The 18,577-nt window shown below is 54.6% G+C and carries 15 protein-coding genes and 1 pseudogene; 8 read left to right on the forward strand and 8 right to left on the reverse strand.

Features of this window, described 5'->3' with window-relative positions:
• The first annotated feature begins 53 nt into the window (after positions 1 to 53).
• The 3 genes from rsgA (at position 54) to asd (ending at position 3,179) form a co-directional block, all read left to right on the forward strand.
• Positions 54 to 1,082, forward strand: a complete 1,029-nt coding sequence (rsgA, locus tag Q8W24_RS07070) for a small ribosomal subunit biogenesis GTPase RsgA (protein WP_305474857.1) — start codon at positions 54 to 56, stop codon at positions 1,080 to 1,082.
• A gap of 68 nt (positions 1,083 to 1,150) precedes the next feature.
• Complete coding sequence (locus Q8W24_RS07075; protein ID WP_303433162.1) at positions 1,151 to 1,975, forward strand: sulfurtransferase; 825 nt, start codon at positions 1,151 to 1,153, stop codon at positions 1,973 to 1,975.
• Between the two features lie 70 nt (positions 1,976 to 2,045).
• A complete protein-coding gene (gene asd, locus Q8W24_RS07080; RefSeq protein WP_370693311.1) occupies positions 2,046 to 3,179 on the forward strand; it encodes an archaetidylserine decarboxylase in 1,134 nt (377 codons plus the stop codon).
• Positions 3,180 to 3,212: 33 nt separating this feature from the next.
• Here the strand turns inward: asd and Q8W24_RS07085 are convergent, their stop codons facing one another.
• The 3 genes from Q8W24_RS07085 to efp form a co-directional block, all read right to left on the reverse strand.
• Positions 3,213 to 3,623 carry a hypothetical protein gene (locus tag Q8W24_RS07085; protein ID WP_303433161.1) on the reverse strand — a complete coding sequence of 137 codons (411 nt, stop codon included), beginning with the start codon at positions 3,621 to 3,623 and terminating at the stop codon, positions 3,213 to 3,215.
• Positions 3,624 to 3,721: 98 nt separating this feature from the next.
• A complete protein-coding gene (gene epmA, locus Q8W24_RS07090; RefSeq protein WP_305452025.1) occupies positions 3,722 to 4,648 on the reverse strand; it encodes an EF-P lysine aminoacylase EpmA in 927 nt (308 codons plus the stop codon).
• A gap of 125 nt (positions 4,649 to 4,773) precedes the next feature.
• A complete protein-coding gene (efp, locus tag Q8W24_RS07095) occupies positions 4,774 to 5,340 on the reverse strand; it encodes an elongation factor P (RefSeq protein ID WP_303433158.1) in 567 nt (188 codons plus the stop codon).
• A 35-nt stretch (positions 5,341 to 5,375) separates the two neighbouring features.
• Here efp and epmB point away from each other — a divergent pair, with 35 nt between their 5' ends.
• Positions 5,376 to 6,401: an EF-P beta-lysylation protein EpmB gene (gene epmB / locus Q8W24_RS07100; protein WP_305474860.1), complete on the forward strand. Its 1,026-nt coding sequence runs from the start codon at positions 5,376 to 5,378 to the stop codon at positions 6,399 to 6,401.
• A 210-nt stretch (positions 6,402 to 6,611) separates the two neighbouring features.
• Positions 6,612 to 8,714 (forward strand): EAL domain-containing protein, encoded by a 2,103-nt coding sequence (locus Q8W24_RS07105; RefSeq protein WP_305474863.1) that lies wholly within the window; start codon positions 6,612 to 6,614, stop codon positions 8,712 to 8,714.
• 68 nt (positions 8,715 to 8,782) lie between these two features.
• Here Q8W24_RS07105 and serB read toward each other — a convergent pair whose 3' ends face one another.
• Both serB and Q8W24_RS07115 read right to left on the reverse strand, forming a co-directional pair.
• Positions 8,783 to 10,024, reverse strand: coding sequence for a phosphoserine phosphatase SerB (serB, locus tag Q8W24_RS07110; protein ID WP_305474866.1), 1,242 nt, complete (start codon positions 10,022 to 10,024; stop codon positions 8,783 to 8,785).
• Positions 10,025 to 10,058: 34 nt separating this feature from the next.
• Entirely contained in the window at positions 10,059 to 10,229 is a 171-nt protein-coding gene (locus Q8W24_RS07115; protein ID WP_303433152.1) for a hypothetical protein, read from the reverse strand.
• 273 nt (positions 10,230 to 10,502) lie between these two features.
• On the opposite strand from Q8W24_RS07115, the gene Q8W24_RS07120 reads away from it, so the two are divergent.
• The gene (locus tag Q8W24_RS07120; protein ID WP_305474868.1) at positions 10,503 to 11,843 is read left to right on the forward strand and encodes an adenylate/guanylate cyclase domain-containing protein; all 1,341 of its coding nucleotides are present in this window, start codon (positions 10,503 to 10,505) and stop codon (positions 11,841 to 11,843) included.
• Between the two features lie 29 nt (positions 11,844 to 11,872).
• On the opposite strand, the pseudogene Q8W24_RS07125 reads toward Q8W24_RS07120, so the two are convergent.
• The 3 genes and pseudogenes from Q8W24_RS07125 to Q8W24_RS07135 form a co-directional block, all read right to left on the reverse strand.
• Positions 11,873 to 12,381 (reverse strand): annotated as a pseudogene (locus tag Q8W24_RS07125) (DTW domain-containing protein).
• Positions 12,381 to 15,227, reverse strand: coding sequence for an excinuclease ABC subunit UvrA (uvrA, locus tag Q8W24_RS07130; RefSeq protein WP_305474870.1), 2,847 nt, complete (start codon positions 15,225 to 15,227; stop codon positions 12,381 to 12,383). Before uvrA ends, Q8W24_RS07125 begins: the two are co-directional and overlap by 1 nt.
• Positions 15,228 to 15,447: 220 nt before the next feature.
• Positions 15,448 to 16,116, reverse strand: a complete 669-nt coding sequence (locus tag Q8W24_RS07135; protein WP_305414741.1) for a LuxR C-terminal-related transcriptional regulator — start codon at positions 16,114 to 16,116, stop codon at positions 15,448 to 15,450.
• 260 nt (positions 16,117 to 16,376) lie between these two features.
• Between Q8W24_RS07135 and Q8W24_RS07140 the strand changes: the two genes are divergently transcribed.
• Both Q8W24_RS07140 and ssb read left to right on the forward strand, forming a co-directional pair.
• Positions 16,377 to 17,750 carry an MFS transporter gene (locus Q8W24_RS07140; protein WP_303433143.1) on the forward strand — a complete coding sequence of 458 codons (1,374 nt, stop codon included), beginning with the start codon at positions 16,377 to 16,379 and terminating at the stop codon, positions 17,748 to 17,750.
• Positions 17,734 to 18,492, forward strand: a complete 759-nt coding sequence (ssb, locus tag Q8W24_RS07145; protein ID WP_305452030.1) for a single-stranded DNA-binding protein — start codon at positions 17,734 to 17,736, stop codon at positions 18,490 to 18,492. The genes Q8W24_RS07140 and ssb overlap by 17 nt, the downstream gene beginning before the upstream one ends.
• The last annotated feature ends 85 nt before the right edge of the window (positions 18,493 to 18,577 follow it).

Below are 18,577 nucleotides of genomic sequence, written 5' to 3' on the forward strand. Positions count from 1 at the left end.
CTTCCTGCAGCCAGCACGGAGAATGACGCCCGAACCGACACTCTGAGTAATGCATGGCCAAACGAAAACTCACCAAAAAACAATCCTGGCGTATTGCCAAGATTCAGGAAGAAAAAGCCCAGCGCGCCCAGCAAAAAGAGGCGGTGATTTCCGACCAGCTCAACGCCGGTGAACTCGGCGACGAGATGCACGGCCAGGTGATCGCCCACTTTGGTGCCCAGGTAGAAGTGGAAGACAACGACCGCAATACCTACCGCTGTTTTTTGCGGGCCAACCTTGGCTCTCTGGTCACTGGCGACAAAATTGTCTTCCGCCCGGCACCGGCCAATGCCCAGGGAGTCAACCAGGGCGTCGTTGAAATGGTGCAGCCACGTGACTCCGAGCTGTCACGCCCCAACCCGTACAACGAGATCAAGCCGGTAGCCGCCAATATCGACTTTATTGTGCTGGTGATTGCCCCCGAACCACACGCGCACGCCAATCTGATTGACCGTTATCTGGTGGCCGCCGAAAACTGCCACATCGAACCCATTATTCTGCTCAACAAAACCGATCTGCTGGACGACCTCAGTCTGTTCCATCTGGAGCCACTGCTACAGCGTTATGCCGATCTGGGGTATCGCATACTGCAGGTCTGTGCCAATGAACCGGAGAGCCTTGGGGAATTAAAAGAATTCCTTAACGATCGCGTCAGCGTCTTTGTTGGTCAATCCGGGGTCGGCAAGTCATCCCTGATTGGCACCCTGTTACCCGGTGAAGAACTCAAGGTCGGGCCGCTGTCGGAAAATACCCGCAAAGGCAAACACACCACCACCACCGCCCGGCTGTATCATTTTCCCGCCGGTGGCGACCTGATTGACTCCCCGGGAATCCGTGAGTTTGGTCTCTGGCATATGAGCGAAGACGACGTGCTGTACGGTTTCCGCGAGTTACGGGCACTGACGGGGCATTGTCGCTTCCGTGATTGCCATCATGAATCCGAACCCGGTTGTGCCTTGCTGCAAGCCGTCGATGAAGAACTGATCAGTCAGGAACGCTTTATCAGCTACAAACGGATTGTCGAGACCCTGTCGGAGCTCTGAACGCCTGACAGCGGTCTCCGGCTTGGATACACTGCTTCTTTGCGACCTGTTTATCCGGAGTATTATTCATGAGTCCACTGCCACTGCTGCTGGAAGCTCAAACGCTTGCTGAGCAATTGCCGCTGAATAACGTGCTGATCATTGATCAAAGCAAACTCGACAGCTATCTCCAGCATCATATTCCTGGAGCCGTACACCTGGACTTCAAGCGCCTGCAGCTGGGCATTGCTCCAACACCCGGTGCCCTGCCCTCGTTACCACAACTGTCTGAAGTCTTCAGCGCCTTGGGGTTAACCCCGGACACCCACGTTATTGCTTATGACGATGAGGGTGGCGGTTGGGCTGGTCGCTTGATCTGGGTACTCGATATGATTGGCCATCGTCATTACAGCTATCTGAATGGTGGTATCAAGGCCTGGCTGCAGGACGGTCTGCCCACAGAAGCCGGTAATGTAGCCCCTGTACCTTCCAGCTATCAGGTCGAACAGCTGTGCGATGGTTTCTCGCTGAGCAAAGACGATATCCTCGCCCGTATTGGCCAGCCAGACTTCGCCATCTGGGATGCCCGTTCCCAGGCGGAGTACTGCGGCGACAAGGTTATTTCCAGCCGAGGTGGCCATATTCCCGGTGCCGTCAACTACGAATGGACGCGGGGAATGGACCCGGAAAATGGTTTGCGTATCAACCCGTTGGAACCCTTCCGTGTACTGCTGTCAGACATGGGACTGACTGCCGACAAGGAAATTGCCACCCATTGCCAGACTCATCACCGCTCTGGCTATACCTACTTGGTGGGCAAGATTCTGGGGCTGAATATCAAAGCCTACCCTGGTTCCTGGTCTGAGTGGGGCAATGACCCCAACACCCCGGTGACCACTGGCGATCAGCCCTGAGTCGACACACGAGTAATGATCACCCATTCCGGCCAAGGACGTGCCTGGCCTAATAAAAGAGAGTCCCCCTTTGTTAAAAGATGATCTGTTTATTGCCAGCCAATACGTGCTGCCTCACCACTGGCTGTCTCGTCTGGTTGGCAAATTGGCTGCCTGTGAAAGCCGCTGGCTCAAAAACCAGCTGATCACCCGCTTTATCCGTCAGTACGACGTACGCCTGGATGAAGCCCAGCGTCAGCACCCGCAGGACTTTCGCAGTTTTAACGACTTTTTTACCCGTGAACTGCTGCCCGAAGCCCGACCCCAGGATCAAGCCGTTGACAGCCTGTTGTCACCGGTTGACGGCACGGTTTCCCAATTGGGCCGGATTCAGCACGGGCGTATTTTCCAGGCCAAGGGTCAGGCTTTTTCCCTGACTGAATTACTGGGTGGCTCGCGTCAGCGCGCTGAAGACTTTGCCGGTGGCCAGTTTGCCACCCTGTATCTGTCGCCACGGGATTATCATCGTGTCCATATGCCGATGCCCGGCAAACTGCGAGAAATGATCTACGTCCCCGGAGCACTGTTTTCGGTCAATCAGACCACTGCTGAACGGGTTCCCGGTCTGTTTGCCCGTAACGAACGACTGGTCTGTATTTTTGATACCGAACACGGCCCCATGGCCATGGTGCTGGTGGGTGCCATGATTGTGGCGGCCATTGAAACCGTCTGGGCTGGCCAGATCACCCCGGCCTCGCGCAAGATCAAGGTAACGGATTATCGTGATCCGCAACCGGTGGAACTGGATAAGGGTGAAGAAATGGGCCGCTTCTGCCTTGGCTCCACTGTGGTGCTGTGTTTCCCGGATGGCATGGTCGACTGGAGCAAGGAGCTGGAGGCCGGTAGCCCGATTCGAATGGGTAGCCGACTGGGCTCAATCAGTGCACTGCGCCCTGATGAACCGGAAACAACAGAGCCAGAGCCAGAAACAGAACAAGCTGAAGCAGAAACAGACACTCACAGCAGCCCAAGCAGCACTTCAGCAGCACAGGAAACCCTGACACCGGCAACAGAGCAGCCGGTAACGGATACGGTTGAAGCTGTTGAAGCTGTTGAAGCAGAAGAGATCAAAAAAGAAGAAACACAGGCTCCCGACGGTACCGACCAACCGTCACCTGTTGATGAACACACCCCGGAATCAGACACCGACAAACCCCGTACCTGATAACGTCAGCGTCTATTTATCGGTATCTCTTTATCAGTGCCGACTGGCCACAAGGCAACCACCGGGCATATCCGGCAAGCTGCCTTGTGGCCGGATACGCAAGACCAGCCACTGCTGACTACCATCCAGATGCATATCAGCAAAACGCCATTGCTCGCTCTGTTGCTCATGACCCGGCCAGATAACCCGGCTGAGTGACGTCATCAAATGGGCAATCTGTTCGGCGTCAGCCGACTTCAGGTGTTGCAGGGTTTGCTGATCCTCAGCCACCATACGGGTTAATGGCACCCGGACTTGCAAACCACCGCCAACGCCCACCCGGGCAATCATCAGTTCACAATCAATTCCTGCAGCTGCCACCAGCGGTGAATGCATGGCCATCACCGCGCCCGTCACAATCCCCACCATCAACAGCAACCGGCTTAACGCCTGCTTTCCAGTCATCCTATCTACCCTCACTACGTGAGGGGAAATCTGACCATAACCTTCTGTCAATCAGGTCTGGCAAGCGGTAAGTTACTGAAAATGTTTGCGCGAAAATGTCAGGCCTGCAGCCAATCGAAGCTTAATACCTCAGCAATTGTGGAGACCTGTAACCGCTGCATCAATAACCGATCCAGTCCCATGGCTACCCCGGCACATGGCGGCAAGCCGGAACCCAGTGCCGCCAGTAGCCGCTTATCAATTGGACGACCGTTAGCTTCCTGCTCAAAACGGCGCGTCTGTTCAGCAACATCCGTCAATTCATGATAACCATTGGCCAACTCTGCACCGTTCCAGAACAGCTCAAAACGCTCAGCCACATCATGACCATCGACCGTCCGGCGGGTTTTAGCCAGTGCCGCCTGGGATGCCGGAAAGTCGTAAACAAATACCAGGGTATCCCGTGGCAAGGCAGGCTCAACCGCATGACTCATGATAACGTCGAGCCAGCCATCCCGATCCAGCGACAGATCTTGCCCAGCCAGCTGCTGGCCACACTCAGCAATCGTCACATCACGGCACTGCAACGGGTCCAGACCGGCGTACTGCAACAATGCCTGCTGATAAGTCAGCATCACCCGGGGCGGTGTTGATGGCAGTCCCAGCATCAGGACGGCAATATCCGCTACTTCATCCATCAACTGATGCTCGTTCCAGTCCAACCGGTACCATTCCAGCATGGAGAATTCCGGGTTATGGCGGCGACCGGCTTCACCCCGGCGGAAAACTTTACAGATCTGGTAGATATCACCACTACCGGCACATAACAGCCGTTTCATCGCATACTCCGGCGAGGTATGCAAATAACGGCCATCGGCTGTGGCCATGGGTTCAATATTCGGATCACTCACCGGAGCCTGGGCCAACAGCGGTGTTTCTACTTCCAGCACCTGCCGCTCGGCGAAAAACTGACGGATCTGTTGATACATCAAGGCTCTGGCTTGAAGCGCGGCAAGGGAAGCCGTCGGGGTCCAGCATTTGGTCATAAGATTCTCTACGCATGTATCCAGTCATGAAATGATAAAGTCAGGTCAGACTATCGGCCAGCCGCACCAGACGCCGACAAAAAAAGGAGCCGTCAGGCTCCTTTTGGATCAGTCACGGTTATCGATCAGGCACGGCTGACGTATTCACCTGAGCGGGTATCAATCCGCAAGATGTCGCCGATATTGATAAACAGTGGGACTTTCACGACCGCACCGGTCACCAGCGTCGCCGGCTTGCTGCCACCCTGTGCCGTATCCCCTTTCATGCCCGGGTCGGTTTCTGCCACTTCCAGCTCAACAAAGTTGGCTGGCGCAACGGTCAGGATGGCACCGTTAAACAGAGTGACGACATACTGGTCTTGCTCTTTCAGCCATTTGACGGTATCGCCAACCGCTTCAGCAGAGGCACCGTGTTGTTCAAAAGAACCATCGGTGGCCATGAAGTGCCAGAATTCGCCATCGTTGTAGAGGTATTCCATGTCGACTTCCATCACGTCGGCACCTTCGAGTGATTCGCCGGACTTGAAGGTTTTTTCAATCACCCGGCCAATACGCAAGTTGCGCAGTTTGACGCGGTTAAATGCCTGACCTTTGCCGGGTTTTACATATTCGTTCTCAATAATGGAGCACGGCTCTCCATCCATCATGACTTTAAGACCGGGTTTAAATTCGTTGGTAGAATAGTTCGCCATTTCGCAATCCAATTAGAGTAGGACATTGTTATAAAGTGCACATCATAACGCGATCTGCTGCCATTGAGCAGCAAGACTGGCAACAGATTCTGGCCAGCGCCATTCGTAGCCCCGAACAATTGTTCTCGGCACTGCATCTTGCTCCGACTCATTTGAGCGACCGACAGCTGGCTGCCAGTACGTTTCCGGTGCTCGTTCCTGCGCCATATCTGCAAAAAATGGAACCTGGCAACCCCCACGATCCCTTGCTGCGCCAGGTACTGCCAGACGCTGAAGAGCTTATCGCCATGCCGGGTTATGTCAGTGATCCACTGGATGAGCAACACGCCAATATCACCCCCGGTATCGTTCACAAATATCAGGGTCGGCTCTTGTTACTGGCGGCGACGGGCTGTGCAGTTAACTGTCGCTACTGCTTTCGCCGTCATTTTGACTATGCCGACAATCGTCTCAGCCGCCGGCAATGGCAAAGTGCGCTGGATTATGTTCGTGATGACCCATCCATCAGTGAGGTGATTTTGAGTGGTGGCGACCCATTAATGCTGAAAGACGAGGCGCTGGCAGAGTTGGTTGATACCATCGGGCAGATACCTCACGTGCGACGCTTGCGTATTCATACCCGTTTGCCGGTGGTGATTCCCCAGCGCCTGACCCCGGCCCTGGCGCAGTTGCTCGGCCACAGCCGCCTGTCGATCAGTGTGGTATTACATATTAACCATACCCATGAGATCGACGAGCTGTTTCGTCAACACCTCCAGACACTGCGCCAGGCGGGCATCACCTTGCTGAACCAGTCGGTACTGCTGCAAGGCGTCAACAACCAGGCCGCTACCCTGATCGAACTGAGCCAGTCGTTATTTGATGCCGGCATCCTGCCTTACTACCTGCATCTGCTCGACCCGGTCACAGGCACACACCAGTTTGATACTCCGACTGCCGAGGCGCTGGCTATTTACCAGCAACTGCATCAGCAATTGCCCGGCTACCTGCTTCCCAGGCTGGTACGGGAGGAGGCTGGCAAAGCTGGCAAGTCTCTAATTATGACTAATGACAAATTTTGACAGACATTTCCCTCTTTAATGGTCATATACCGCTACAATCATGATTGTGACAATATCTGTCTGTTATTATTGTTTATTGTCACAAAATGCGCACAAACAGCTATTTGTACTGCCTTCGCCGGTTTTTGATCAAAACCGGCTTTGATAACCCATTTGGGCAAAACTGACAGGAAGGTCGGACCCGAACAATAAGACTGAGTGACCCGAGTCATGGCGACCAACCAAGAGACACTACACCTGCTGATTCATACCCAATCCCAGAATGATGCAGAGGGTATTGTCAGCCTGCTACGAAATTCAGGCAATGCCACTCGCGCGCACCAGATCAGCTCGCTGGAAGACCTTGACGAACAGCTGGAACAAAAATCCTGGGATCTGCTGATTGCCGAGGATGGCGCCAACGGCGTTCATTACCCATCCCTGCAAGAGCGCATTCGCCGCCTAAACAAAGACTTACCCATTATTCTGATCAGTAAAGAGATTGATCTGATTGCCATGGAAAACGCGCTCAGACACGGTGTCTGCAGTGTTGTCCCCCGGGATGAAAGCAACCTGATGGTACTGGCCATTCAGCGTGAACTGCGTCATCTGAAACATCGCCGGGAATTACGATCCATCGAAGTGCGCCTGCGTGACGCCGAAAAACGCGCCCAGGCCCTGCTGGAAAGCTCTCGCGATGCCGTTGCCTATGTCCATGACGGCATGCATATTTTTGCCAACCCGTCTTATCTGTCCATGTTTGGCTATTCATCCGTCGATGAGCTGGAAGGCATGCCCTTGATGGATATGGTCGATAGCTCTGGTCAGAGTGACTTCAAACGCTTCTTCAAAAAATACCTCAACGCCCCTCATAAAGAGTCCGAGCTCAGCACGCTTGGGGTCGACGGCGATGGGCAGCTGTTTCCGATGCAAATGAATTTTTCACCTGCGAGCTATGCCGAAGAACGTTGCACCATGGTCACGATTCACTCCCACGCCAAGAATACAGCTCTCGAAGACAAGCTGCGCAAAGTCAGCAATATCGACATGATGACGGGCCTGTACAACAAGCCCTACTTTATCGCCCAGCTGGAAATTGCCGTCGATAATGCCGTACTTGGAGGCAGCAACGGCGCCATTATTTATATGAACATCGATGGTTTTGGCAAAATCAAAAGTGAGGTCGGCATCAGTCGTGCCGATACCGTACTGTCCGAACTGTCCCAATCACTCAAGAAAACCATTGGCTCCGATCACAGTCTGGCCCGCATCAGCGAAGATATTTTTGCCACCATCCTCACTGGCTACAGCTCTGACCAGGCGATGAAACTGGCAGAACAACTGCGCAGCCATGTAGAAGGCCTGCTTATCGATCTTGGCGATCGTACCATCACCGTCACCACCAGTATCGGTGTCGCCTTGATCAACGACACCTGTTCACGCCCGGAAGATGTGCTGCAAAATGCCCACACCGCCAGTGAACAAGTACATCAACAGCCAGATCATCACAATGGCAATGGTGTCATGTTATTTGTACCGGACATCCCTGAAGATGTCGTCGTCGCGGATGTCAGTATCGAAGAAGCCGTGACCGACGCTCTGCGCCAGAACAGCTTCCAGCTCTTGTTTCAGCCCAAAATCAGCCTGCGTGGTGAGGACGTTGAACATTACGAAGCGCTGATGCAACTGCCTCTGGCCGATGGTCGCTGTATCAGCTCTGATGAGCTGATGAACAACCCCGATATCAATGAGGGCCTGAAACGCAAGGTCGATCGCTGGGTCTTGCTCAATACCCTCAAGCAGCTGGGAGAACATCGACAACAGGGTCACAACTCCCGTGTTTTTGTTAATCTGGCGACCCCGTCCATCCAGGATGACAGCCTGCCCAACTGGATCAGTGTTGCGATGCGAGCAGCCCGCCTGCCAAAAGGCTCACTGGTCATACAGCTGGCCGAAGACAGTGCTACCCGCGTACTGAAGCAGGCCCAACACTTTGTTTCCGAACTGAATGCCAGCAGTATTACCACCGCGCTCAATCACTTTGGTTGCTCTCTGAACCCCTTACGTACATTGCAACATCTGGCGGTTGAGTACGTTAAGCTCGATGGCTCTTATACCAGTGAGCTGGGCCAAAGCCCGGAAAATCAGCAACAGCTGCAAACCCTGTTAACCGCTTTGCACGAAGCAGAAAAGAAAACCGTTATCCCGATGGTCGACAGCGCCTCAACCTTGGCCAGTCTATGGCAAATGGGGGTTCATTTTGTGCAAGGGGATTATGTACAAGCGCCACAAAGCAGCATGAATTACAACTTCGAAGAAGAAAGCAGCTTCTGATCAGAAGCTGCCTGACAAGCTCGCCAACCCAACGATGGGGTCAGCCACATAAGCAGTAACAGTGGTGTTTATACCTGTTCAGTCGCACCGGGTTCAGCAATATCCCGATCCCGATAACCCAGCAGATACAGAATGCCATCCAGCCCCAGCGTCGAGATCGAATTGCGGGCGTTTTTCCGCACCAGAGGTTTGGCGCGAAACGCAATGCCCAGGCCAGCAATACTCAGCATCGGCAGGTCATTGGCACCATCCCCTACTGCGATTGTCTGCTCCAGGCGAATACCTTCTTTTTTGGCCAGCTCCCGTAACAGATCGGCTTTACGCTGACCATCCACCACCGGCTCGATCACACGTCCGGTAACCAGGCCATCTTCTATTTCCAGCTCATTGGCAAAGACATAATCAATGCCCAGACGCTGTTGCAGATAGCGGCCAAAATAATTGAATCCACCCGACAAAATAGCGGTCTTGTAGCCCAGCGCCCGCAGATTGTAGATCAACCGCTCGGCCCCTTCGGTGATAGGCAAGCGCTCAGCGATACCGTCCAGTACACGGGTATCCAGGCCTTTCAGTAGCGCCATGCGTTCGGCAAAACTTTGTTTGAAGTCCAGCTCACCCTGCATTGCCCGCTCGGTGATGGCGGCAACCTGATCACCCACACCGGCAGCACGGGCCAGCTCGTCGATAACTTCGGTTTCAATCAGGGTGGAATCCATATCAAAAGCCACTAACCGGCGCGTACGGCGATACACGTCGTCGGCCTGAAACGCCACATCAACCCCCAGCTCATTCGCGATATCCAAAAAGCGGGCGCGTAATTCACTCTGGTCAGCCTCGCCCCGAACCGAAAATTCGACACAGGCACGGGTGTTGTCGTGGCAACTTTCTGCCTGATCCAGCGGTACCCGGCCAGACAGTCGGCTGATCTGATCGATATTCAGGCCATGCTCAGCCACAATCGCGGTCACACTGGCAATGGCATCGGCCTCAATGGTACGGGCCAACAGCGTAATGATATGACGGGATTTACCCTGACCAGCCACCCAGTGTTCGTAACTTTCGGCGGTGACCGGCGTAAAGCGGATAGAAAGCCCCAGCGCGTGTGCTTTGAACAACACATCTTTTAATACCGGAGCGGATTCTGCACTGTCAGGAATCGCCGCGAGAATACCCAAAGACAAGGTATCGTGAATTTCAGCCTGGCCGATATCCAGTATGGTGACACCATACTGGGCCAGAATCGCGGAGATACTGGCGGTCAGGCCGGGTTTGTCAGCACCGGTTACCCGGATAAGAACCAATTCAGTCACAATGCGTTCCTGTTGCCCTCAGGCGGTTGTCGGTTTACAGCTTGCCCAAATCGGTCTTGGCCGCAGCCAGCACGATACGCAGCTCTTCAATCAGATCGGTAGTTTCATGAGTAGACAATGCACGGTGGCGGTCAACACTCATCAGAAACAGGCCTTTTTCCAGCTGTTCCAGTTTTTCTTGCAGAGATTGCTTGGTGTCGCTCATGGCGGTTCCTCTTGGGTTCTGTATGGGTCGTCCGAAGCCCGACGGGATTGGCATCACGGCCGCTCGGTTCTGGCCATCTATCGGGCGGCGCCTATAATACCACCTCAGACACCTCTGACTATCACTGCGATGGTACTGATTGTGACCGATGAAATATTTCCAACGTTACCCGCGTTGGTAACGACCGGTACGACCTCCCGGTTGTAACCTCATCACCCTTATCGTCAGTGATCTCCGGTCAGAGCCAATTCCAAGACCGTAATGGCGGACCCGATGCAGCTCAAGTTGCCCTGTAGTTTTCATTTCAGCCTGCTCTGCGGTTGCGCCGCAGCCACACAAGTACTGATATTCGGACTACTGCTCGCATTTCTGACCTATAGCAATCTCAGCAATCAGCTGGAACAGCGACTGGAACAGGATGCCACCCAGCAAACCCAACGCCTCGCCATGACGCTGGCCCACAGCCTGATTCAACGTGACCGGATCAGCCTCAATCTGGCGCTGACAGAATGGCATCGTGGTGAAGAAATCAGTGCCCTGCGAGTGCTCGATACCGACGGCGTGGTTATTGCCGAAATAGGTAAAACCCTGGACGACCGTATCAATATCAGCCGCTCCATCACTCAGGATAATCAGGTGGTCGGGATTATCCAGGCGGATATCAACCTGGCACCTGCTCGCCGAGACAGCGGCCATTATTTGTCCCTGGCACTGATAGCAACCGGCCTTGGTGCCATGCTGGCCGGGCTGGCGGGCTATTTTCTGGCAGAACAGATCGCCCATTATTTACAGCAGTTGTCCCGAGCCCTGAAAAACAGCCGTCACAACCAACCGCTGCAGCTACCTCCACCACCGGCAGCGATAGAGGAGTTTGAGCAGTTACACGGCGGCCTGTCAGTCTTGCGCGACGACCAGCGTCACCGTCAGGCCATGGCCCAAGCCCTCGGCCAGTTTCGTTATCAGGGTACTCCCCCATCAGGCCAAACCCTGTGCTATCAGCACTGCGCTTTGATCTATATCGAAATGACCGAACTGGCGACCCTGCAGGCCCAGCTCGATACGGATGAGCTGGTGCAGCTTCTGAATGAATATCATCGTTTGTTAAATCAGGCCGCCAAACTCTATAACGGCAAGCTGGATCATTATCAGGACGACGGTGTTGTGATGATTTTTGGTCTCAACGATGAAAGCGAACGTGACACGCTGCACTGCGTCTACGCGGCCCAGCTGTGTCTGGGACTGATGCGTAACGCTAGCCAGAAAAACCCGCAACTGGCCGATATCCGTTTTCGGGTAGCGGCGCACTGGGGGCCGGTCTTACTCACGCCGACCGGTCCTGCTGACGACAGCCATGGCCACCGGCTGGTCGGTGATAGCCTGTATTGGGCATCCACCCTGGCCCGCCGCAGCGAAGCATTCCGGCTACTGGCCAGTCAGGCTCTGATCAGTGAATTACCGCCCGAATACGGGCTGGAATGGGAAGCCGGCGCCGCAGTACCGGATTTGAATGGTGATAACCAACCGGGCTATTGGCTCACAACGTTACCTGAAAAAAGTCAGGCTCTGATTGATCGCCAGATCTTACGGATTGCCAATATGGCAGGGCAAGCCTGACGTGCCACTGAGCTCGGGTTAGCCCGCACTTACTGGCCCGGTGTTTTCCGGGCCGCTAACTGCAACTCCACCAACCGGTCGAGTACCCCCACCACGTCATCAAACCCAGATGTCCCCTGCAGACGATTCAGTCCTGCCACCGCAGCCTCCAGCGTTGACAGGCCATCCGGCCGGGGGGATTTACGAATGGGGTGATAACGGCTGAGCTCTGCCGGAGTGAGCTGCAAATATGGCAGACGGGTCAGCCAGGGGTTTAACAACAGCAAGCGCCTGACCTGCCCTCCAGTGGAAACAACAGCACCGTATTCTGATGCCAGTCTTGCCCGAGCAAAGCGACCGGATCACACCGGTCCGCCACCACCAGCCGACTGTTGATAATGCTTTTATGCAGCAGTGGCGCCGTCGACAAACGATGCCGCGCTTCATTCGGATCTTGCCAGATCACCAGATCCAGTGGCGCTTCCCGCCGCACCAGCGCCTCACACAAACAGACGCTGACGGGGCGTTCACAAGCGCGACAAATCAACCGCCCGGCCATCAGCTCTGGCGTTGCCGGGCCACGTCCAGCAATGGTTCAAGGAAACGGCCAGTGTAGGATTGTTCACTCGCGGCGATCATTTCCGGCGTACCTTCCACAATGATATACCCCCCTTTGGAACCGCCTTCCGGGCCAAGATCGACCACCCAGTCCGCGGTCTTGATCACATCCAGATTATGCTCAATCACCACCACGGTATTACCGTCATTACGCAAGCGATGCAGCACCGCCAACAGCTGCTCAATATCGTGGAAGTGCAACCCGGTGGTTGGTTCATCAAGGATATACAGGGTTTTGCCGGTATCTCTCTTCGACAGCTCTTTCGCCAGTTTGACCCGTTGCGCTTCGCCCCCTGACAAGGTCGTCGCAGCCTGCCCTAATCGAATATAGCTCAGGCCAACATCCATCAGGGTTTGTAATTTACGCGCCACCGCCGGGATGGCATCAAAAAAGTCGCGGGCATCTTCTACCGTCATATCCAGCACTTCGTGGATATTTTTGCCCTTGTAGCGCACATCCAGTGTTTCACGGTTATAACGTTTGCCGTGGCAGACATCACATGGCACATACACATCGGCCAGAAAGTGCATTTCCACCTTGATGACCCCGTCACCCTGACAGGCTTCGCAGCGGCCACCCTTGACGTTAAAGGAAAAACGACCAGCCTTGTAACCACGGGAACGGGCTTCCTGGGTACCGGCAAACAGCTCACGTACCGGGGTAAAAATACCGGTATAAGTGGCCGGGTTGGAACGCGGGGTACGACCGATCGGACTTTGGTCAATATCGACCACCTTGTCGAGCAGGCCCAGCCCTTGAATGCTGTCGTGCTCAGACGCCTTGAGTGTTGTGGCGCCATTCAGGGCCGTGGCCGCCAGTGGATACAGAGTCCGGTTAATCAGCGTCGACTTGCCTGAGCCGGATACCCCGGTGATACAGGTCATCAGCCCCAGCGGAATGGTCAGGTCAACATCGTTCAGGTTGTTGCCACGAGCACCCTTGAGTTTCAGTTCCTTGCTCAGTGGGTACGGCGTCCGTGTTTCCGGCACTTGGATAGCCCGTGCCCCCGACAGGTATTCCCCCGTCACCGAGTTCGGATCCGCTGCCACTTGTGCCGGCGTCCCCTGGGCAATCACCTGACCGCCATGCACACCGGCACCAGGGCCAATATCGATCAGATAGTCCGCGCTGCGCATGGCATCTTCATCGTGCTCTACCACCAACACGGTGTTGCCGAGATCCCGCAAATGAAACAGCGTCTGCAGCAGACGGTCGTTGTCACGCTGATGCAAACCAATGGAAGGTTCATCCAGAATATACAAGACTCCCACCAGCCCGGCACCGATCTGGGAAGCCAGACGAATCCGCTGGGATTCTCCCCCGGACAAGGTATCGGAACTGCGGTTCAGGCTCAGATATTCCAGCCCGACATTCACCAGAAAGCGTAATCGCTCGCGGATTTCCTTGAGGATTTTCTCGGCGATATCGCCCTTGTTACCCGCCAACACCAGCTGGCTAAAATAGGCGTGGGCATCTTCAATCGACATGCTGGTACAGGCATGGATGTTCTTGTCTTCAATAAAGACATTGCGGGCTTCCTGGCGCAAGCGCGAACCACCACAATCCGGGCAGGGCTGTACACTCAGGTACTTGGATAACTCTTCCCGGACGGTTTGTGATTCGGTCTCGTGATAACGCCGCTCAAGGTTGGGCAACACTCCTTCGAAAGGATGCTGTTTGCGAATCTGGTCGCCGCGTGAATTGACATACACAAAACCGATTTCTTCATCACCACTGCCGTACAGCAGTTGCTCCTGGGCCTGCACGCTCAATTCGGCAAAGGGGACATCCAGCTGAAAGCCATAATGCTCGGCGACGGCGCTCAGCAGCTGAAAATAATAGACGCTGCGGCGATCCCAGCCACGAATCGCCCCTTCGCCAATCGACAGGCTCGGGTCGGTAATCACCCGGTCCGGGTCAAAAAACTGTTTGACCCCCAGACCATCACAGGTGGTGCAGGCACCAGCCGGGTTGTTAAACGAAAACAACCGGGGTTCCAGTTCCGACAGGCTGTAACCACAATGAGGGCAGGAAAATTGTGATGAGAACAATAACGGCTCGGCATCGTCGTCATCCATCGGTGTCACCAGCGCCAGGCCACCACTGAGTTCCAGACAGGTTTCGATGGATTCCGACAACCGTTGCTCAAGACCGGGTTTGACCTTGAAGCGATCGACGACCACTTCAATGCTGTGTTTGCGCCGCTTGTCGAGATCCGGGGTATCGTCCAGATCATAGATACGGCCATCGATACGTACACGCACATACCCTTGCGCCCGCAGGCTATCGAAGATATTGGCATGCTCACCTTTGCGGTCACGCACCACCGGAGCCAGAATCATCTGCTTGCTGTCTTCCGCCAGCGTCAGGATGCCATCAACCATCTGGCTGACGGTTTGGGCTTCCAGGGCAACCCCGTGATCCGGGCAACGCGGCGTGCCGACACGAGCAAACAGCAAGCGCAAATAATCGTAGATTTCGGTGACGGTACCCACCGTGGAACGAGGATTGTGCGAGGTGGACTTTTGCTCGATGGAAATCGCCGGGGACAACCCTTCGATCAGATCGACATCGGGCTTCTCCATCACACTCAGAAACTGGCGGGCGTAGGTTGATAGCGACTCAACATAACGGCGCTGCCCCTCGGCATACAGCGTATCAAATGCCAACGAGGACTTACCCGACCCGCTCAGGCCAGTAATCACCACCAGTTTGTCGCGTGGAATATCCAGATCAACGTTTTTGAGGTTGTGAGTGCGCGCACCCCTGACCAGAATCTTGTCCATGCAGCTCTTTACACCAAGGCAAAAGCGCTATTGTAATAGAACCTGTGCCCAGATACAGGATTGATCTGTTTATTCGGCCAACAGAGCCGCCATCCAACGCTGCCATGCCTTCCGTATCAAGCATTGATGCGCCATTGATACACGATTGCTGCCCCATTGATGCAACGGAAGTCGCCAGCAATCCCCAGCAATACGGTAGCCATCCAGCTTAACCTGCCAATCAGACAGTGATACTGCTGAGGTGCTCCTTGGCCCAGTTAATGGCCTGCACCCGGTTCTTGACGCCTATTTTTTTAAACAGATTGTATAGATGCGTTTTTATCGTATGGGTACTGACTTCCAGGGCATCGGCGATATCCTGGTTGGTGGCACCCGTTTCTACCAGATGCAGAATTTCAGCTTCCCGCCCCGTCAGTGACACAGGAGGCGGCTCAAGCGCCCTTGGCCGCTGCCGCGTCCGTTCAAGGTGATCATTCACCAACTTGCGAGGCAGCCATAATTCGCCATTAAACACGGCCTTGATACCCTCAAGCAGCAGACTCTGGCTTGTATGACGATAAAACAGGGCACTGACTCGCGGCCAGCAAATAAACTCTTCCAGTGCATGATGCTCCGGCACATTAAATAACCCGATCAGCGACACGGCATCGGCCTCGTAAATCTCATCCAGGATTCTGGCCAGCCGCTCTGGCCGGACACCATCGGTGTCAAACATCAGCAGAGTCTGTCCATCAGCAGGAAAATGCGCGGGAGGCCAGGCCAGTTTATGCACCAGCTGGGCATGCAGCCCAAGGTGGGTCTGAATATAATCCAGCAATATCGCGTTCTGCAGATTCTGGCGTCCGAATAACAGGATGTAGCGCCTGTCGGTACTGTATTGCCGATCCATAACGTCTCTCCTTGACCTGACTTGCCACCGGCACACCCTGCCCATGACGGTTGAGAATAATTCTACCCAATCAAACGCTCAAAAAAAGAGCATGAAACAGACACAATTCCTAGTTTTCAAAAAATTCCAACGGAACCACGAACTCCCCTACGTCATTACTGAAAACTGGCTGTTATTCCTGTTAAACTGGCGCACTTTTTAAACTCGACTGCCGTTACCGACCCCGGAAGCCAGGGCTGGCTCCTCTCACTGGACATCGCATGACCGCCATACCTGAATCCGCACAACAGCGCGCCATCGCCTCACTCGCTGCCCTTTACGCCCTGCGTATGCTGGGCCTGTTTATGGTACTGCCCGTCCTTATGCTGGACGGCCTGACGCTGAAAGATGCCACCCCCGAGCTGCTTGGTCTGGCCATGGGGGTCTATGGCTTGACCCAGGCACTGCTGCAAATTCCTGCGGGCGCCTTGTCTGACCGTATTGGCCGCAAACCCGTGATTATCGCCGGGTTGCTGATTTTTGCCGCTGGCAGCCTGATTGCCGCCAATGCCGAGAGTGTCTATGGCCTGATTATTGGCCGCGCCCTGCAAGGAGGCGGCGCGATTGCCAGTGCCATCATGGCACTGGTCACCGATCTCACCAATGAACAGAGCCGCATGAAAGCCATGGCCTTTATTGGTGCCAGTATTGGCTTGTCGTTCTCGGTCGCGCTGGTCGTTGGCCCCTGGCTGGCCGGTATCGGCGGACTGTCACTGATTTTTACGCTAACCGGTGTTTTGGCGCTGGGCGGTATTGCTGTCACCCTGCTGCTGATTCCTTCGCCACCACGAACCCGCCACCGTGACTCCGTCGCCGTGCTCAGTGAAGTGCGGCTGCAGCTCGCCAACAAATCTCTCTGGCCATTAAATATCGGCATCTTTGTGTTACACGCCCTGATGGTGGCTATTTTTGTCGCCATCCCGTTGCAACTCAGCAATCTTGATCTGCCACCAGAGCACCATAGTTACTTGTATTTGCCGGTACTGATACTGGCCTTTGGCCTGATGATTCCACTGATTATTATTGCGGAAAAACGCCGTCAGATGAAAAATGTGGTACTGATCGCTGCCGCTCTGATTCTGCTTGCTCTACTGTTGATGACACAAGCAGTTTCGTTATGGCACTGGGCCGTATTGATGCTGTTGTACTTCCTCGGCTTTAATCTGATGGAAGCCAGCCTGCCGTCCTGGCTCAGTAAAATTGCCCCGGCTGGTTCCAAAGGCAGTGCCATGGGGATTTATTCCAGCATGCAATTCCTGGGTGCCTTCGCCGGTGGCACTATCGGTGGCTGGGTGCTGTCTCATTGGGGGGCAAGCAGTGTATTTGCCATTTTTGCTGCCGCCGTGTTGTTATGGGGATTATTGATGCTGATGACACCTGCTCCGCGTCACCTCAGCAGTGTGCGAATCACCCTGCCGAGCCCATTATCCCAGTATCAGCACCGGGCTTTGCTGGCGCTCAACGGCGTCGCCGAACTCACCGAATTACCAGAAGAGCAGGCTGTTTATCTAAAAGTGACTGCCAGCGAGTTTGATCAGGAACTGGCACGCGCCATTACACATACCACAGGAGAATCTCATGGGTCGCAGCGTTAACAAAGTGACACTGATTGGTACTCTGGGCCGAGACCCGGAAGTACGCTACATGCCGAATGGCAATGCCGTTGCCAACATGACGATGGCGACCGATGAAAGCTACAACGACAAACAAACCGGCCAAAAGGTAGAACAAACCGAATGGCACCGTTTGACCGTGTACGGCAAATTGGCAGAAATCTGCCAGCAGTATCTGAAAAAAGGTTCCAGAGCCTACTTTGAAGGTCGTTTGAGAACCCGCGAATGGGAAAAAGACGGCGTCAAACGCTACACCACGGAAATCATCTGTAACGACATGATGATGCTCGACAGCCGCAACAGCAATGGTGGCGACATGAGCAACGGTATGGGCGCTGGTGCTGGCTACCCGCCACAAGGGGCTGCAAGCATGATGAACCCGACTCCACCAGCCCAGGGTGGTATGGGAGGTCAGGGTTATGGCCAGCAACCACAGCAAGCGCCGCAACAGCCTGCACAGCGACCAGCACCACAAGCCCCCATGCATAACAACCCTCAGGGGGGGTATCAGCAGCCGTATCAACAACCGGCTCCCCAACCTCAACAACCACCAATGCAACAGCCGCCACAACAAGCACCACAGCAGGCACCGCAACAGCCCCAACAACGGGCTCCACAGCAGCCAGCCCCCGGTGGTTATCAACAAGCCCCTGCACCTCAAGCAGCACCGGCACCACAACAGGGCAACAGCTTTGATGATTTTGACGATGATATTCCGTTCTAGTCATTCTTGTTTATAACGCTGAATAACTCTAACAAAGCCCTGTAACCACAGGGCTTTGTTATTTCCACAGGAGCCAGGATAAACA

The organism is Oceanobacter sp. 4_MG-2023 (genome assembly GCF_030689165.1).
Lineage (GTDB): Bacteria > Pseudomonadota > Gammaproteobacteria > Pseudomonadales > Oceanobacteraceae > Oceanobacter.

Excerpts from the sequence above, each read along its gene's own strand:
- rsgA (WP_305474857.1), top strand. The coding sequence starts at position 54 with ATGGCCAAACGAAAACTCACCAAAAAACAATCCTGGCGTATTGCCAAG.
- Q8W24_RS07075 (WP_303433162.1), top strand. The coding sequence starts at position 1,151 with ATGAGTCCACTGCCACTGCTGCTGGAAGCTCAAACGCTTGCTGAGCAA.
- Q8W24_RS07085 (WP_303433161.1), bottom strand. The coding sequence starts at position 3,623 with ATGACTGGAAAGCAGGCGTTAAGCCGGTTGCTGTTGATGGTGGGGATT.
- epmA (WP_305452025.1), bottom strand. The coding sequence starts at position 4,648 with ATGACCAAATGCTGGACCCCGACGGCTTCCCTTGCCGCGCTTCAAGCC.
- efp (WP_303433158.1), bottom strand. The coding sequence starts at position 5,340 with ATGGCGAACTATTCTACCAACGAATTTAAACCCGGTCTTAAAGTCATG.
- Q8W24_RS07105 (WP_305474863.1), top strand. The coding sequence starts at position 6,612 with ATGGCGACCAACCAAGAGACACTACACCTGCTGATTCATACCCAATCC.
- Q8W24_RS07115 (WP_303433152.1), bottom strand. The coding sequence starts at position 10,229 with ATGAGCGACACCAAGCAATCTCTGCAAGAAAAACTGGAACAGCTGGAA.
- Q8W24_RS07120 (WP_305474868.1), top strand. The coding sequence starts at position 10,503 with ATGCAGCTCAAGTTGCCCTGTAGTTTTCATTTCAGCCTGCTCTGCGGT.
- uvrA (WP_305474870.1), bottom strand. The coding sequence starts at position 15,227 with ATGGACAAGATTCTGGTCAGGGGTGCGCGCACTCACAACCTCAAAAAC.
- Q8W24_RS07135 (WP_305414741.1), bottom strand. The coding sequence starts at position 16,116 with ATGGATCGGCAATACAGTACCGACAGGCGCTACATCCTGTTATTCGGA.
- Q8W24_RS07140 (WP_303433143.1), top strand. The coding sequence starts at position 16,377 with ATGACCGCCATACCTGAATCCGCACAACAGCGCGCCATCGCCTCACTC.
- ssb (WP_305452030.1), top strand. The coding sequence starts at position 17,734 with ATGGGTCGCAGCGTTAACAAAGTGACACTGATTGGTACTCTGGGCCGA.